General features: G+C 61.8%; 9 protein-coding genes and 2 pseudogenes. 7 read left to right on the forward strand and 4 right to left on the reverse strand.

Annotated elements, in window-relative coordinates; genetic code table 11:
- Nucleotides 1-2,313 (reverse strand): nitrite reductase large subunit NirB (nirB, locus tag IQK56_RS27050; RefSeq protein WP_193901889.1); only part of this gene is annotated, 2,313 nt, incomplete at its 3' end.
- Nucleotides 2,314-2,844: 531 nt separating this feature from the next.
- Here nirB and IQK56_RS27055 point away from each other — a divergent pair.
- The 4 genes and pseudogenes from IQK56_RS27055 (at nucleotide 2,845) to IQK56_RS27065 (ending at nucleotide 9,416) form a co-directional block, all read left to right on the forward strand.
- Nucleotides 2,845-6,829, forward strand: a pseudogene (locus tag IQK56_RS27055) (bifunctional nitrate reductase/sulfite reductase flavoprotein subunit alpha).
- Between the two features lie 230 nt (nucleotides 6,830-7,059).
- A pseudogene (locus tag IQK56_RS31840) lies at nucleotides 7,060-8,064 on the forward strand (cache domain-containing protein); the annotation flags it as partial.
- A gap of 87 nt (nucleotides 8,065-8,151) precedes the next feature.
- Nucleotides 8,152-8,919 carry a methyl-accepting chemotaxis protein gene (locus IQK56_RS31845; protein WP_425274597.1) on the forward strand — a complete coding sequence of 256 codons (768 nt, stop codon included), beginning with the start codon at nucleotides 8,152-8,154 and terminating at the stop codon, nucleotides 8,917-8,919.
- A 164-nt stretch (nucleotides 8,920-9,083) separates the two neighbouring features.
- Nucleotides 9,084-9,416: a YbaY family lipoprotein gene (locus tag IQK56_RS27065; protein ID WP_122308775.1), complete on the forward strand. Its 333-nt coding sequence runs from the start codon at nucleotides 9,084-9,086 to the stop codon at nucleotides 9,414-9,416.
- A gap of 34 nt (nucleotides 9,417-9,450) precedes the next feature.
- On the opposite strand, the gene IQK56_RS27070 is transcribed toward IQK56_RS27065, so the two are convergent.
- The gene (locus IQK56_RS27070; RefSeq protein WP_246500303.1) at nucleotides 9,451-10,632 is read right to left on the reverse strand and encodes an apurinic/apyrimidinic endonuclease family protein; all 1,182 of its coding nucleotides are present in this window, start codon (nucleotides 10,630-10,632) and stop codon (nucleotides 9,451-9,453) included.
- Between the two features lie 205 nt (nucleotides 10,633-10,837).
- Here IQK56_RS27070 and IQK56_RS27075 point away from each other — a divergent pair, with 205 nt between their 5' ends.
- The 3 genes from IQK56_RS27075 (at nucleotide 10,838) to IQK56_RS27085 (ending at nucleotide 13,530) form a co-directional block, all read left to right on the forward strand.
- A complete protein-coding gene (locus tag IQK56_RS27075) occupies nucleotides 10,838-11,251 on the forward strand; it encodes a DUF2231 domain-containing protein (RefSeq protein ID WP_160385003.1) in 414 nt (137 codons plus the stop codon).
- Entirely contained in the window at nucleotides 11,248-12,540 is a 1,293-nt protein-coding gene (locus IQK56_RS27080; RefSeq protein ID WP_193863884.1) for a PQQ-dependent sugar dehydrogenase, read from the forward strand. Before IQK56_RS27075 ends, IQK56_RS27080 begins: the two co-directional genes overlap by 4 nt.
- Nucleotides 12,541-12,609: 69 nt before the next feature.
- Nucleotides 12,610-13,530, forward strand: coding sequence for a bifunctional helix-turn-helix transcriptional regulator/GNAT family N-acetyltransferase (locus IQK56_RS27085; protein ID WP_122305770.1), 921 nt, complete (start codon nucleotides 12,610-12,612; stop codon nucleotides 13,528-13,530).
- 116 nt (nucleotides 13,531-13,646) lie between these two features.
- On the opposite strand, the gene IQK56_RS27090 is transcribed toward IQK56_RS27085, so the two are convergent.
- Together IQK56_RS27090 and IQK56_RS27095 are read right to left on the reverse strand one after the other, a co-directional pair.
- Nucleotides 13,647-15,050: an MFS transporter gene (locus tag IQK56_RS27090; RefSeq protein WP_122305769.1), complete on the reverse strand. Its 1,404-nt coding sequence runs from the start codon at nucleotides 15,048-15,050 to the stop codon at nucleotides 13,647-13,649.
- A 143-nt stretch (nucleotides 15,051-15,193) separates the two neighbouring features.
- Nucleotides 15,194-15,718, reverse strand: a complete 525-nt coding sequence (locus IQK56_RS27095) for a GNAT family N-acetyltransferase (protein WP_193863883.1) — start codon at nucleotides 15,716-15,718, stop codon at nucleotides 15,194-15,196.
- Nucleotides 15,719-15,755 lie beyond the last annotated feature (37 nt).

The following is a 15,755-nucleotide window of genomic DNA, read 5'->3' on the forward strand; positions in this document are numbered from 1 at the left end:
GTCGTGCAGGATCACGTCCTTGAGGAAATCCAGGCCGCCTTCCAGGCTTTCACGCCACACCGAGGTACGTTGCAGTTTGTCGGCGGTGCGGATGTAGAACATCAGGAAACGGTCGATGTACTGGATCAGCGTCGCGTCATCGAGGTCGGTGGCAAACAGTTCGGCATGGCGTGGACGCATGCCGCCGTTACCGGCGATGTAGAGGTTCCAGCCCTTTTCGGTGGCAATCACGCCCACGTCTTTGCTCTGGGCTTCGGCGCATTCGCGGGTGCAGCCGGACACCGCGAACTTGAGCTTGTGCGGCGAACGCAGGCCCTTGTAGCGGTCCTCGATCAGCAGCGCCATTTTCACGCTGTCCTGCACGCCGTAGCGGCACCAGGTGCTGCCCACGCAGGATTTGACCGTGCGCGTGGATTTGCCATACGCGTGCCCGGTCTCGAAACCGGCCGCGATCAGCTCGGCCCAGATATCCGGCAACTCGTGCAACTGCGCGCCAAACAGGTCGATGCGCTGGCCACCGGTGATCTTGGTGTAGAGGTCGTATTTCTTCGCGACCTCGCCAATCACGATCAGCTTGTCGGCGGTAATCTCGCCGCCCGGAATCCGTGGCACCACCGAGTAGGTGCCGTTCTTCTGCATGTTGGCCATGAACGTGTCGTTGGTGTCCTGCAATGGCACCAGCGAGGCGTCCATGATCGGCTGGTTCCAGCACGAAGCCAGGATCGAACCCACCGCCGGTTTGCACACGTCGCATCCGGTGTGGCCACGGCCGTGCTTGGCCAGCAGTTCTTCGAAGGTGATCACCCCTTCCACCCGCACCAGGGCATACAGCTCCTGACGGGTGTAGGCGAAGTGTTCGCACAGGCTCTTGTCGACACTGACACCACGGGCAATCAGTTCGTGCTCGAACACCTGCTTGAGCAACCCCGCGCAACCGCCGCAACCGGTGCAGGCCTTGGTCTGGGCTTTGAGCAGGCCGAGGTCGCTGCAACCGCCATCGATGGCCGAGCAGATCGCGCCTTTGGTGACGTTGTGGCAGGAACACACGGTGGCCGATTCGGGCAGCGCGCCGGGGCCGAGGGTCGGTGCGCCGGCGGACGACGGCAGGATCAGGCTGGCCGGTTCGGCCGGCAGCGCAATCGCGTTCTGCATGTATTGCAGCAAGGTGTCGTAGTAGCTGTTGTCACCCACCAGTACCGCGCCGATCACGTGCTTGCCCGATGCATCCACCACCAGGCGCCGGTAACTGGCGCTGGCCTCGTCGATAAACTGGTAGCTGCGCGCACCCGGCGTGTGGGCGTGGGCGTCGCCGATGGAGCCGACGTCAACGCCGAGCAGTTTGAGCTTGGTGGACATATCGGCGCCGACAAAAGGCTCGGCAGCCTGCGCGCACAACAGCGCGGCAACCCCACGGGCCATCTGGTAGCCCGGCGCAACCAGGCCGAACAGGCTGCCATTCCACGAGGCACACTCGCCAATTGCGTAGATGTGCGGGTCGCAGCTTTTGCATTCATCGTTGATCACCACGCCGCCGCGTGGGCCGATCTCCAGGCCAGCCTGGCGCGCCAGGGCGTCCTGGGCGCGGATACCGGCGGAGAACACGATCAGGTCGGTTTCGAGGAATTCGTCGTTGGCAAAGTTCATGCGATAGCGGTACTGCTCGCCCGCACTGATCGACTGCGTGGCACGGGACAGGTGCACACCGACGCCCAGCCGTTCGATCTGGGCCTTGAGCGCCAGGCCGCCAAAATCATCCAACTGCACGGGCATCAAGCGTGGCGCGAACTCAACCACATGGGCTTCCAGGCCAAGGCTTTTCAAGGCGTTCGCCGCTTCCAGGCCCAGCAAGCCACCGCCGACCACCACCCCGCGCCGGGCATTGGCTGCCGCAGCACGAATGGCATCGAGGTCTTGCAAGGTGCGATACACCAACCGCGAATCGCCTTCGGCGCCTTCAATTGGTGGCACAAACGGGTAGGAACCGGTGGCCAGGACCAAGGTGTCGTACCCCACGCAGCCCTGCGCCGTGATCACCTCACGGCGGGCGCGGTCGATTTCCAACACCGGCACACCCAGGTGCAGGGTCACCCCCGGCGTCTGGTACAGCGACGCCTCGGAGAGGGCCAGCGACTCGGCATCGCGGCCGGTGAAATACTCGGAGAGGTGCACACGGTCATAGGCGCGCATCGGCTCCTCACTGAACACATGCAGGTGGAAGTGCTCCAGCGCACCGCGCTCGATCAGTTGCTCCACACAATGGTGACCGACCATGCCATTGCCAACGACGATCAGGGTTTTCATCGGTTTGTTCATATCAGCACCTGACAACATTCATCACGGTTTAAAAAGCAAAAAAAAACGCCTGAAACCTTGCGGTTCCAGGCGTCTTTGCCTGTTCTTATGCGGGATCGGTTCGGACGACTTCGCCGGATCCATCGCTTTATGCCCATGACCTTGAAGGGCCTGTCGATCGTCGTTGACCGAGTGGGGTTGAAGGGTAGCTTGCAGGCGGCGTGCCAATTGGCCGCAGCCTCGTGTTCGTGGCGGCAGTAGACAATTGACTGCGCAAAACGCCTCTAACCTCGCCTCCAAGTGGTGCGTCCCGCATCAAAAAGGCGCACCTGCATCATCAATTCCCAGGCTGGCAACGACCCCGCTCACCACAAAACACCTCTTATGCCATTGCCTATAAAAGCTGGCGCGTGACTTGCTAGGAACACCTGCATAAAGCAGTCAACGCTGATTGCCCATTCACGACAAAGGCGCCGTGCAACCCCCCGTTTCCAAACGGAGGGTTGCAGGGCGCTTTTTTGTTGGCGGGTAAAAAAGTTTCGAGGGTGACGGATGGCAAACCAAAGCGTACGCAGCGTGTGTCCTTATTGTGGTGTCGGCTGCGGCATCGTGATGCAAGTGGAAAACAACACAGTGATCAAGGTGATCGGCGACAAGGCCCACCCCACCAACTTCGGTCGCCTATGCACCAAAGGCACTACGTGCGGCCAAGCCATCGCCGAGTCAGGCCGCATGGAGAACGCCTACCTGCGCGAACAGCGCGATCACGACCCGGTGCGCATCGCCATGGACACCGCCATCAGCGAAACCCGCCGGCCGTCTGCGCCATATCCTCGACCGCGATGGCCCCGATGCGCTGGCGTTCTACGTGTCCGGGCAAATGTCCCTGGAGGCGCAGTACCTGGTCAACAAGTTGGCCAAGGGCTTTGTGCGCACGCCGAACATCGAGTCCAACTCGCGCCTGTGCATGGCCAGCGCGGGCAGCGGCTACAAGCTGTCCCTGGGCTCGGACGGACCACCGGGTTCCTACGAAGACTTTGACCGCGCCGACCTGTTCTTCGTAATCGGCGCCAATATGGCCGACTGTCATCCGATTCTGTTCCTGCGCATGATGGACCGGGTCAAGGCCGGGGCGAAGCTGATCGTGGTCGACCCCCGACGCAGCGCCACCGCCGACAAGGCCGATCTGTACCTGCCGATCAAGCCCGGCACCGACCTCGCCCTGCTCAATGGCCTGCTGTACTTGCTGGTGAAAAACGGCCATACCGATCCGGCCTTCATCGCCGCATTCACCGAAGGCTGGGAGGCCATGCCTGGCTTTCTTGAGGACTATTCGCCCGACCGCGTCGCCGCCCTCACCGGGCTGGCCGAAGCGGATATCCGCCAAGCCGCCGACTGGATCGGCCAGGCCGCCGAGTGGATGAGTTGCTGGACCATGGGCCTCAACCAAAGCACCCACGGCACCTGGAACACCAACGCCCTGTGCAACCTGCACTTGGCCACCGGCGCGATCTGCCGCCCCGGCAGCGGGCCGTTTTCCCTCACCGGCCAACCCAACGCCATGGGTGGCCGCGAAATGGGCTACATGGGGCCGGGTTTGCCGGGGCAGCGCTCAGTGATGGTCGAATCCGACCGAGCATTTATCGAAGACCTCTGGCAAATCCCGCCTGACCACCTGCCGCGCCAGGCCGGCAACGGCACCGTAGCGATGTTCGAGCAGATGGCCGCCGGGCAGATCAAGGCCTGCTGGATCATCTGCACCAACCCGGTGGCCAGCGTGCCCAATCGCCAGACCGCCATCGACGGTTTGCGCACCGCCGAACTGGTGATCACCCAGGACGCCTACCTCGACACCGAGACCAACCGCTACGCCGATATCCTGCTGCCCGGCGCGCTATGGGCCGAGGCCGAAGGGGTGATGATCAACTCCGAACGCAACTTGACGCTGATGCAAAAAGCCGTCGAGGCGCCCGGCGAGACCTTGCCTGACTGGCAAATCATCGCCAGGGTCGCCTGTGAAATGGGCTTTGCCGAGGCCTTCACCTACGCCAGCGCCAACGAGGTGTTCGAAGAAATCAAACGCGCCTGGAACCCCAAGACCGGCTACGACATACGCGGCGCCACCTATGCACGCCTGCGTGAACAACCGCTGCAATGGCCCTGCGCGTCGGCCGATGCGGCTAACCGCAACCCGATCCGCTACCGCACTGCCGGCACGCTCACGTTTGCCACCGACAGCGGCAAAGGCCAGTTCTTCCCGCGCCCCCATATGCCGCCTGCGGAAATGCCCGACGACAGCTTCCCGTTCGTGCTCAACACCGGCCGCGTGCAGCACCAGTGGCACACCCTGACCAAGACCGGCAAGGTCGCCACCCTGAACAAACTCAACCCCGGCCCGTTCGTGGAAATCCACCCCGACGATGCCACGCGCCTGGGCCTCAAGGCCAAGGATCCGGTGGAAGTGCGCTCCCTGCGTGGGCGTGCGGTGCTGCCTGCGCTGATCACCGACCGTGTGCGGCCCGGCAACTGCTTTGCGCCCTTCCACTGGAACGATGTGTTTGGCGAGCACCTGGCGATTAACGCGGTGACCAACGATGCCGTCGACCCGATCTCCCTGCAGCCCGAGTTCAAGTGCTGCGCCGTCGCGCTGGCCCGAGTCGAGCTGATCGACCATCAGTTCCTTGATCAACCCGCCCCCCAAGATCTCCCAGAGGACTTCACCATGTCGCGCCTCGACGCCTTCGCCGAACTCGCCGGCATCCGTAATGTACCGGCGCCGTCACTGAGCGACAGTGAACGCACCTACCTCGCCGGGTTCCTCAGTGGCCTGCACTCCAGTGCGGCGCGCCAGGACGCTGGCGTACCGGTAATGCCGGCGAGCGCGCCGCTGGCCAAGGATGCCCGCCTGTGGCTGGACGGCTTGCTCGGCGGATTGTTCAGCCGCGCAGACTGTGCGCCAGTAGCCGCCTCGGACGTCACGCTGTTGTGGGCGTCGCAAACCGGTAACGCCGAAGCCCTCGCCGAGCGCTTTGCCAAACGCCTGCGCGACGCAGGCATCAGCGTAGAACTGAGCGCCATGGCGGACTTCCCCGCGAGCAAACTGGCCAGCATCCAGACCCTGGCCCTGATCAGCAGCACCTTTGGCGACGGCGACGCGCCGGACAATGGCGAAGGGTTCTGGCACAGCCTCAGCACCGTCGAGACGCGCCTGGAGTCTTTGCGGTTTGCGGTGCTGGCCTTGGGCGATCCGAATTACGACCAGTTCTGCAGGCACGGCAAACGGCTTGACCAGCGCCTGCTGGAACTGGGCGCCACCCGCCTGCTGGAACGCGTTGACTGCGATACCGAATTCGAAGAGCCCGCCGATGCCTGGCTGACCCGATTCCAGCAAACCCTCAACCCGGCCAAGCCCGTCGCACCGGCGGCGACCCCGGCCGGCAAAACCAAACTGCACCCGTCACGCCTGCTGCTCAACCGGCACCTGAACCCCCACAGCGCCCACAAAGAAACCCGCCAGTTCGCCCTGGACCTGGCGGGTTCCGGCCTGACCTACGAAGCCGGTGATGCCCTCGGCGTGCGGCCGCGCAACTGCCCGGACTTGGTGAGTGAACTGCTTGAGCTGACCCAACTGAGCGCAGGCGCTTCGGTGAACATCGAGACCTTCGGCGACGTGTCGCTGCAACAGGCGCTGACCCAGCACTTCGAAATCGCCCGCCCCGGCAACGAGACCCTGGCCTTTATTGCCGAGCGCAGCGCCAATCCAGGCCTGGAGCAACTGATACGCCCCGAGCACAAGGCGGAACTCAAAGACTGGCTATGGGGTCGCCAGCTCACGGACGTGTTGCAGGAATATCCCATCGAGTGCACGGCGGACGAACTGCTCGGCACCCTCAAGCGCCTGCAACCGCGGCTGTATTCGATTGCTTCCAGCGCCAAGGCCCACCCCCAGGAAGTCCACCTCACAGTGGCGGCGGTGCGATACGGCAAGCGCAAAGGTGTGTCCTCGACCTTCCTCGCCGACCGCGTGGGCGACGGCGAAGTGCCGGTGTTTGTGCAGCCGTCCAAACACTTCCGCACGCCCAGGGACGGCGACGTGCCGATGATCATGATCGGTCCCGGCACAGGGGTGGCGCCATTCCGCGCGTTTTTGCAGGAGCGTCGGGCCATGGGGCATCAAGGCCGTAACTGGCTGTTTTTTGGCGAGCAGTACGCCGCCAGCGATTTTTACTACCAGGACGAACTGCAAGGCATGCAGCGCGATGGCCTGCTCACTCACCTGAGCCTGGCGTTTTCCCGTGACCAGGCGCAGAAGATCTACGTGCAGGACCGCATTCGCGAACAGGGCGCCGAGCTGTGGCGCTGGTTGCAGGACGGCGCCAAGCTGTACATCTGCGGCGACGCCAGCCATATGGCCAAGGATGTCGACCAGGCGTTGCGCCAAGTGGCGCACACCCACGGGGGGCTTGGCGTGGAGGACGCCGTGGAGTACTGGCGCCAACTGAGCGAGCAGAAGCGTTACTTGCGTGATGTCTACTGATTGGATACAGAACAATCGTAGATTGTATTGTGTACAAAAAACCCTAAAGATTTGCTGGAGACGGGCCGAAACAGCATTGATAGCAAATCGCCGCACTGCTGTGACAGAGCGCGGCGGTTTGACCACCCTCTGCGCTGATGGTCGTCTCGATGAAAATAAAAAATAAGCTTGTCCTGGCATTTGTCTCTGTCGCGTTTATCCCGGTGAGCCTGGTGGCCGTGATCTCTGTCATGAACACGCGAACCCAGGCGGTTGACCAGTTCATTGATGGCAGCACCCGGGAAATCCGCCAGATCGATGGCAATATCCGCCAGTTCTTCGACGGCACGCTGCAGAACGTCGATCAAATGGCTACGGATCCTGTATACACCTCCATCAACACCTTGAAGAATTACCAACCTGCGGATGCCGCCAGCCAACCGATGCCTGCGGCCGCGCAAACCGTGATCGACCGTTTCGCCCGCTTTGGCGCCACCCACCCGGCGGCGGCCATCCTGTCCATCGGCCTGGAAGACGGCACCTACGTCAAATGGCCCGATGACCCGCAACTGGCCAAATACGACCCGCGCACGCGCCCTTGGTACAAAGCGGCGATGGCCAGTCCCGGCAAGACCGTGCGCACCCCGGCTTACTATTACGACAAAGATGACGTGGCCCTGGTGGGCACTGCACGGGCATTGCTGGATAACGCGGGCAAGGCCAAAGGCGTGTTCGTGGTCAGCGTGTCGCTGAAGAACCTCACCGAGTTGGTCAAGAGCATCAAGCTCGGCGAAAGCGGCTATGTGATGCTGATCGAGGACGGCGTGGTGCTGGTCGACCCACGTGACGCCGGCCACAGCTTCAAACCGCTCAAGGATTTGGGCGACGCCTATGCCCACCTTGCCCAAACGTCGCAGGGCTCCACCGAAGTAGAGATCGGCGGTGTGCGCTACATGGCCAACGTGTGGACCTCCCCCGGCCTGGGCTGGCGTTATATCGGCCTGATCGAACACAACGAAGTGATGGCCGAAGCCACGCGCATGACCTACCTCACCGCCGCCATCGTCGGCGTGCTGGTATTGGTCTTCGGCTTGCTCGCGGCAGCGTTTTCCAAGGTGATCGTCAAGCCCATCGGCCAGGTCAGCAGCGGCTTGCAATCCATCGCCGAGGGCGAAGGCGACCTGCGCCACGCGTTGCAGGTACAGGGCAAGGACGAAACCGCCGAACTGGCGGGCTGGTTCAACAAGTTTCTGGCGGCCATTCGCCAACTGATCCAACACATCGGCGCAGCCTCGGCCAATTTGCAGAACGCCTCCAAGGTCAACAGCGAAGTGGCGCACAACATGAACGAAGCCGCCGGGCGTCAGCGTGAGGCGGTGGAGTTGGTGTCTACCGCGTTCAACGAGATGGTCGCCACCGCCAACGAAGTGGCGCGCTCGTGCAGCGGCGCGGCGGAGTCCGCCGAGAACGGCCATCGCCGCGTGGCCGAGGGCAAGCAGCAGATCGAAGTGACCACCGACAACGTCAACCGACTGGGCCGGCGCCTGACCGAATCGTCCCAGGCCATGGTCGAACTGGAAGCCGGCAGCCGCAGCATCAACCAGATCCTCGGCACCATCCGCGCCATTGCCGAACAGACCAACCTGCTGGCGCTCAACGCCGCCATCGAAGCGGCCCGCGCCGGTGATCAGGGCCGTGGTTTTGCGGTGGTGGCCGATGAAGTGCGCGCACTTGCCAAGCGCACCTCCGACTCCACCGGCGAAATCGAACACCTGCTCGGCACCCTGGAAAACAAGACCCAGGAAGTCACGCAAAAAATGGGCAGTTGCCTGGACCTGTCACGGGCCAGCGTGTCGTCCATCGAGAGCGCTCGGGACAGCTTTGAAGGCATCCAGTTGTCGGTGAATGAGATCCGTGACCAGAACCTGCAAATCTCCGCCGCCGCCGAGGAACAACACAGCGTGGCCGAAGAGATCAACCGGCATATCCAACAGATCTACGACGAAGCGCGGCTGGTGGAAAGCCTGGCCAACTCGGCGCAGGACGACTCGGGACGCTTGTCGGATTTGTCGGATGAACTCAATGGCTTGGTGGGGCGTTTCAAGTCTTGATCAAATGGGGGCTGCCACCAGCCCTCTCACCCACCCGAAAAAACCACAGCCAACCAGCGCCGATGTCCTCCCTGAAGCGCTGACGCGTCCGATCCCCACGCGCTCAATGAGTTCGTATTATCCCTGCTCACCCAACAGATCCACCGACCAACAGGGACATTACAATGAGCGAATATCACTACTCCATTGCGTGTGCAGCCAGCTATGCAACACGAATTGGATTGCCACGCCACTCAACCCTTTACGCCGCCTTGCTGGAGGTAAACGACGCCGGAGAGGCCATTGATGAAATCGCCCTGCACGTGACTCACAACGTCAACAGCGTGGGGATGAATTTCTTGCTCAGCGTGCGTGCATCCGCAGTGCTCGAAGGGCACAGTTATGCGATCAAGGTCAGCATCGTAAGCGACAACGGCGTATTCACCTCCACGCCCCAGTATTACGCGGTTGATCCGCGAGCACCGCACTCCGAACCCATAGAAATCTTTATGCCATAACCCTGGTTGATTCAATGATCGGACAGATACGCAACTACTGTCGCTTCGTTGGCGGTGTTGCCATCCAGTCCAGAAAACCTTGGAGCCGAGTCGTGACGTCAGCGACCCGCGCTTCAGGGTTTTGACGAGCAGCGCATCCCGTGCATGGCCCGCACCACCTTATGACCTGGGGGGGGCCGCTGCTCTCGCGCCCAGCGAATCGCTTGCAGTGCTCATAAAACGCCAGCGCCGCCACGTTCTTGTCCTTGGCTTCCAGCATGATGTCGAAGCGCTCCAGAAACTGCAGCGCGTAGTCGTTGGTCCAGCGATTCCACATCTGCGCACTGTGGCCATACAGGTCGCGCTTGGACACCACCTGCAACAGCGCGTCCATTTCCAGCTTGTGCTCGGCGTCGAAGCCCAGCTCCTGGAGGCTTTCCTGGGGCTGGGAGTAGTGCATCGTCGGGCGTACGCCGCGCCAGCTGTCGATCACGCGGGTGACGCGTTCGCTGTCGGGGTCGATGTACTCGTTTTCGTTGATCCAGCAGTGGTGAATGTCGAGCACCACCGGCGCCAGGTCGGCGACTTGCAGGCAATGGTCGAGGCCGTAGGTCTTTTCATCGTTTTCGAAGGTGATGCAGTTGCGCGCCACCTCCGACAGACGCGACCACACGGCGCGGGTGCCTTCCACGCCGAGGCGCCCGGCGATGTGCACGTTGCACTTGAGGTCCTGGAAGCGCTGGCCGTAGCCCATCATGCGGATCATGTCGGCGTGGTATTCGAATTCGGCGAGGCTGTTTTCCACCACGCCGGGGTTTTCCGAACCCAGCACGCAGTATTGGCCGGGATGGAACGACAGCCGGATATCCGAGGCGCGCGCCAGCTCGCCGATGGCGGCGAAACCTTCGATCAATTGGCGTTCGATGGCGGGGTCTGTATAGACGCCGGCGACTTTCGGATGGCTGTAGAACGGCAGCAGGTCGCTGCTCAAGCGCAGCATGCGCAAGGTTGGCGGCAGGTCGGCGACATAGGCAAGCAGGCGCAATTGTGCCGCCAGATTATGGGTGACCACTTCGACCAGCTTGTCCCGTGCGACCTGCGGCGTGACCCCGTCCATCCAGCGCAAGGTGGTCGTGCGCGGGTTGAACGGGCCTTCGATCAGCTTGAGGGCGCTGGCCGACAAGAGGCGTTCAGGATGCTTGTACTGGCAGGCAAAGCCAATGCGAGGGTGTGTCATGGAGGCGCCCGGCGAAAGGAAAGGACAGGATGATAAGGCCTTAGGCGCAGCCCCAGGCAGCGGGTTCATAATATTTAGACACCAATCACCCTGAACTTTCTGACAAGCGCCGCGCTCACTTCCTATGCGCTGCGCCGCCCAGAGGCGTTGGATAGCTACGTTGAAAAAAAAGCTACGTTGAAACAAACAAGGAGCCGCCATCACCATGACTACCCTCTCCACTTATCGCCGTACGCCAGGTCCGCTGCATGCGACCTTGCTCGCCGGCACCGTGCCGCTGTTTCTCGGCGCCCTGCTCAGTGACATTGCCTACACCCAGACCTACCAGATTCAATGGGCCAACTTCGCCTCCTGGCTGATTGCCGGTGCCTTGGTATTCGGCGGTTTTGCGCTGCTGTTTGCACTGGTCAACCTGCTGCGCGCCGAGCGTAAGGCCGGGCAGCCCACGCTGTATGTCCTGCTGCTATTGGTCACCTGGGTCCTGGGGTTGGTCAATGCCTTCCAACACGCCAAGGATGCCTATGCCGCCATGCCGACCGGCCTGGTGTTGTCGGCAATCGTGATGCTGCTGACGCTGGCAGCAACCTGGACCGGCCTGCGTTCGGGAGGTGCCAAATGAAGACGTCCAGCACATTGACCCTGTTGAGTGCCGCCCTGCTCTTGAGCGCCTGTGGTGGCGAAGGCGATAAAACCCAGGCCCGTGGCCCCGATCCCAAGTTGCCCGAGCAGCAAAGCAGCCTGCTGCCGAGCATGAAGATCGCCGAGCCGGCGCCGTGGGGCGAGCAAAAACCCAAAGTGCCCGAGGGTTACAGCGTGACCGCAATCGCCACCGACCTGGCGATTCCGCGCCAGACCCTGGTGTTGCCCAACGGTGACATCCTCGTCGCCGAAGGCCGTGGCGGCAGTGCGGCCAAGCTCAAGCCCAAGGATGTGATCGCCAGCCTGATCAAGGCCGAGGGCAACACCAAGGTCAAGGGCGGCAACCGCCTGACCCTGCTGCGCGACGCCGACGGTGACGGCACCTACGAGCTGAAAACCGTGTTCGCCGACAACCTCAACGCGCCCTACGGCCTGGCATTTGCCGACGGCAAACTCTACGTGGCCAACCAGGATGCGCTGGTGCGTTTCGACTACACCGACGGCCAGACCAAGGCCAGTGGCGCGCCGGTCAAAGTCACCGACCTGCCGGCACAGATCAACCACCACTGGACCAAGTCCCTGGCCGTGAGTGCCGACGGGCGCCAGCTCTATGTGGGCATCGGCTCCAACAGCAACGTGACCGAACGGGGCATGGAAGTGGAGATCGACCGCGCCATGGTCTGGCAGATCGACGCTGCCACCGGCGCGCACAAGCCCTACGCCACCGGGCTGCGCAACCCGACCGCGCTGACCATCCAACCCGACTCCGGGCAGTTGTGGACCGTGGTCAACGAACGCGACGAACTCGGCCCCGACCTGGTGCCGGACTACCTGACGTCGGTGCGTGAAGGCGCGTTCTACGGCTGGCCCTACAGCTATTGGGGCCAGAACGTCGACCCGCGCGCGCAACCGCAGAACCCGGCCAAAGTCGCGGCCGCGATCAAGCCCGATTACAGCCTGGGCTCCCATGTGGCGGCGCTCGGTGTGGACTTTTCCATCCCGGCAATGGGTGAGAAATTCGCCGATGGCGTGTTCGTCGGCGAGCACGGCAGTTGGAACCGTGAGAATCCGGTGGGCTACAAGGTGATCTTTGTGCCATTCAGCAATGGCAAACCGGCAGGTGAGCCGATTGATTTTGCCACCGGTTTCCGTGGTGACGACGGCAAGACCCGTGGCCGCCCGGTGGGTGTGACGGTGGACCCCAAAGGCGCACTGATCATTGCCGATGACTTGGCCAATACCGTGTGGCGGGTGACGCGTAACCGTTAAACAAAGCGTTTGACATGCTTGCCTGAGGCAACAATATAATTGCCTCAGGCAACTATTTGAGCATTCAGCATGTCCACTCCCCTGCTTGTGGAACGCGCCGGCCTCGTGCGCGGTTTCAATCGTTTCTATACCCATCAGATCGGCGTGCTGCAGGAACACCTGCTGCACAGTGACTATTCGCTCACCGAAATCCGCGTGATGTACGAGTTGTCGTCCCGTGGCGACCTGACCAGCGCGGACCTGTGCCAGATGCTCAGCCTGGATGCGGGCTACTTGAGCCGGTTGACCGGTGGTTTCGAAAAGAAAGGCCTGATCCAGAAAGTCCGCTGCGTCACCGATGCCCGCGCGGTGCAATTGCACCTGACCGACCTGGGCCGCTCGGTCCTGGCGCCTCTGGAGCAGCAGACCCAGGATGAAGTCATCGCCCTGCTCGACGGCCTGCCCGAACCTCAACAGCAACAGCTGACTGACGCCATGCAGCGCATCCAGGCGCTGCTGCAAGGGACTGCGCCGAGTTACCTGTTGCGGGACCCACGGCCCGGGGACATGGGGCGGGTAGTGCAGCAGCAAGCCGCGCTCTATGCCCGCGAATACCACTGGAACTGGGAGTTTGAAGCGCTGGTGGCGGAGATTGTCGCCAAGTACCTGCGCGAATTCGACCCGACGCGGGAGCGCTGCTGGATCGCGGAAAAAGACGGCGAAGCAGTGGGCTCGGTGTTCTTGGTGCGCCATGACGATGACACTGCCCAGTTACGCATGCTTTATGTGGATGCCAGCGCTAGGGGGCTGGGTATCGGCCAGCGCCTGGTGGACGAGTGCGTGCGCTTTGCGCGAAATGTCGGCTATAAACGCATGATGTTGTGGACGGTGGACATCCTCACTGATGCACGCAAGCTTTACCAGAAAGCCGGGTTCGAGCTGGTGGAAGAGGAACCAGTGACCAGTTTCGGCAAGCAGCTGGTCAGCCAGACCTGGGCGCGGACGCTGTAGCCCCGCACCCAAGACGGGCGGTGTTACACATCTTCAAAATGATAATGCGTAGATACCGTCTTCACCGTCACCGGACAAGAGGGTATCTACGCAAGAGATTTGCTGGAAATAAGTGTCTACAGGTCAGTGATTTCCTTGTGACGTGGCACCAGGGTCTTCATCACGCTCCAGGCCACCAGGTAAGCCAGGGCGCAGATGGCAAACATGATCATGTAGCCGGTGTGGATGTCGTTGATCGACTTGTAGTAGTCGAACACCCAACCGCCGATCTTGGTCATCACCACGCCGCCGATCCCACCGGCCATGCCGCCAATGCCGACCACCGAGGCCACGGTTTTCTGCGGGAACATGTCCGACACCGTGGTGAAGATGTTGCACGACCACGCCTGGTGCGCAGACGCACCCACGCCGATCAGCAATACCGGGACCCAGAAGCTGATATAGCCCAGAGGCTGCGCCAGCAATACCACCAGTGGAAACAGCGCGATCACCAGCATGGCTTTCATGCGGCCGTCGTACGGGGCATCGCCGCGTGCCATGAAGTAGCTCGGGAACCACCCGCCGCCGATACTGCCGACCATGGTCATGCTGTACAGCACCGCCAGCGGCATGACGATATCGGCGCCTTTCATGCCGTATTGCGCCGACAGATAAGTCGGTAGCCAGAACAGGAAGAACCACCACACGCCGTCGGTCATGAACTTGCCGAAGGCAAAGGCCCAGGTCTGGCGGTAGGTCAGCAGCTTGAACCACGAGACTTTCTTCTCGGGCGTGCCAGCCGGAGCTTTGATTTGTGGCTGTACGGTCTGGTCACTGCGGATATAGGCCAGTTCTTCGGCCGACAGGCGCTTTTGCTGCTCGGGCTTTTCATACACCGCCGCCCATACCGCCACCCACAGGAAGCCGAGCATGCCGATCACCATGAAGGCGGCCTCCCAGCCCCACATGCCGGCAATCAGCGGCACGCAGATCGGCGCCAGGATCGCGCCGACATTGGCACCGGAGTTGAAGATACCGGTCGCGAAAGAGCGCTCCTTCTTGGGGAAATATTCGGCGGTGGCCTTGATCGCAATCGGGAAATTGCCCGCCTCGCCAATCGCCAACACTGCACGGGAGAGCATGAAGCCGGCAATCGATACCGGAATCACCGCCAAGCCAATCGCGCTGCTGACGGCAGCGATGCCCTCACCCATCTGTACAGAAAACGCATGCATGATGGCGCCGGTGGACCAGATGGCAATCGCGACCACATAGGCGGCCTTGGTACCGATCTTGTCGACAAACCGCCCGGCAAACAGCATGGAAATCGCATACACGAACTGGAACACCGCCGCGATGTTGGCGTAATCCGTGTTGCTCCAGCCAAATTGCGTGGACAACTGCGGTGCCAGCAGGCTGAGCACCTGACGGTCGAGGTAGTTGACGGTGGTGGCGAAAAACAACATCGCACAGATGGTCCAGCGATAGTTGCCTACCGCCTGACCCACGCGGTGGGCGCTGATGGGCTCGTTCAGATTCATGGCATCACTTTTTATTTTTGTTAGGTAGGACATATGTAACGTCATATGTCGTCGTACAACTGTGGCTTTTATAGCGAGACGCCTGAGCGGTGTCAATCTCAAATATTGCCGCTTGTCCAGGTACTACGTGATTACGAAAAGTTTCAGAGAGACGCAGTTGTAGGATGACAAATACGCAACACCAGGCTGGGTGCCTGGCCAGGCACATCGTCGAGCAGGCCGAAGTGCTGCATGCCAACCTTTTCCAACACGCGGATCGAGGCGGCGTGATCGGGTCGCACCAGCCCGAACACTTGGGGCACGTTCAGGTTTTCAAAGGCCAACGCCAGCGCATCGCGGGCAAGTTCGGTGGCATAGCCCTGCCCCCACGCCTCCACGGCAAAACGGTAGCCGAGGTTGATGCGGCGCTCGGTGAGGTAGTTGAGGGGGGCGATGCCGCCGAAACCGATGAGGTGACCCGGGTTTTCAAGCCGGGCAATCGCCCACCAGCCATAACCGTCGCGTGCCCATTGGGCGAGCCAGTGATCGAGCAGCCGTTGGGCGTCGGCCAGACCGGCCAGGGGGCCGGCAGGGTTGAACTGATTGGTCAGGGGGTCGCCGAAGATCGCGAATAATCGCGGCAGGTCTTGGGGTGTTGGTGGACGGTAGATCAGGCGTTCGGTGGCCATTGGGTTGATTCTCTCTCAAGAATGCCGCGGTTTTTTT

This window comes from Pseudomonas cyclaminis (assembly GCF_015163715.1).
Classification (GTDB): domain Bacteria; phylum Pseudomonadota; class Gammaproteobacteria; order Pseudomonadales; family Pseudomonadaceae; genus Aquipseudomonas; species Aquipseudomonas cyclaminis.

What these genes read in the sequence shown, in the direction of transcription:
- IQK56_RS31845 (WP_425274597.1), top strand. Translation starts at nt 8,152, where the DNA reads ATGAACGAAGCCGCCGGGCGTCAGCGTGAGGCGGTGGAGTTGGTGTCT.
- IQK56_RS27075 (WP_160385003.1), top strand. Translation starts at nt 10,838, where the DNA reads ATGACTACCCTCTCCACTTATCGCCGTACGCCAGGTCCGCTGCATGCG.
- IQK56_RS27080 (WP_193863884.1), top strand. Translation starts at nt 11,248, where the DNA reads ATGAAGACGTCCAGCACATTGACCCTGTTGAGTGCCGCCCTGCTCTTG.
- IQK56_RS27085 (WP_122305770.1), top strand. Translation starts at nt 12,610, where the DNA reads ATGTCCACTCCCCTGCTTGTGGAACGCGCCGGCCTCGTGCGCGGTTTC.
- IQK56_RS27065 (WP_122308775.1), top strand. Translation starts at nt 9,084, where the DNA reads ATGAGCGAATATCACTACTCCATTGCGTGTGCAGCCAGCTATGCAACA.
- IQK56_RS27095 (WP_193863883.1), bottom strand. Translation starts at nt 15,718, where the DNA reads ATGGCCACCGAACGCCTGATCTACCGTCCACCAACACCCCAAGACCTG.
- IQK56_RS27090 (WP_122305769.1), bottom strand. Translation starts at nt 15,050, where the DNA reads ATGAATCTGAACGAGCCCATCAGCGCCCACCGCGTGGGTCAGGCGGTA.
- IQK56_RS27070 (WP_246500303.1), bottom strand. Translation starts at nt 10,632, where the DNA reads ATGACACACCCTCGCATTGGCTTTGCCTGCCAGTACAAGCATCCTGAA.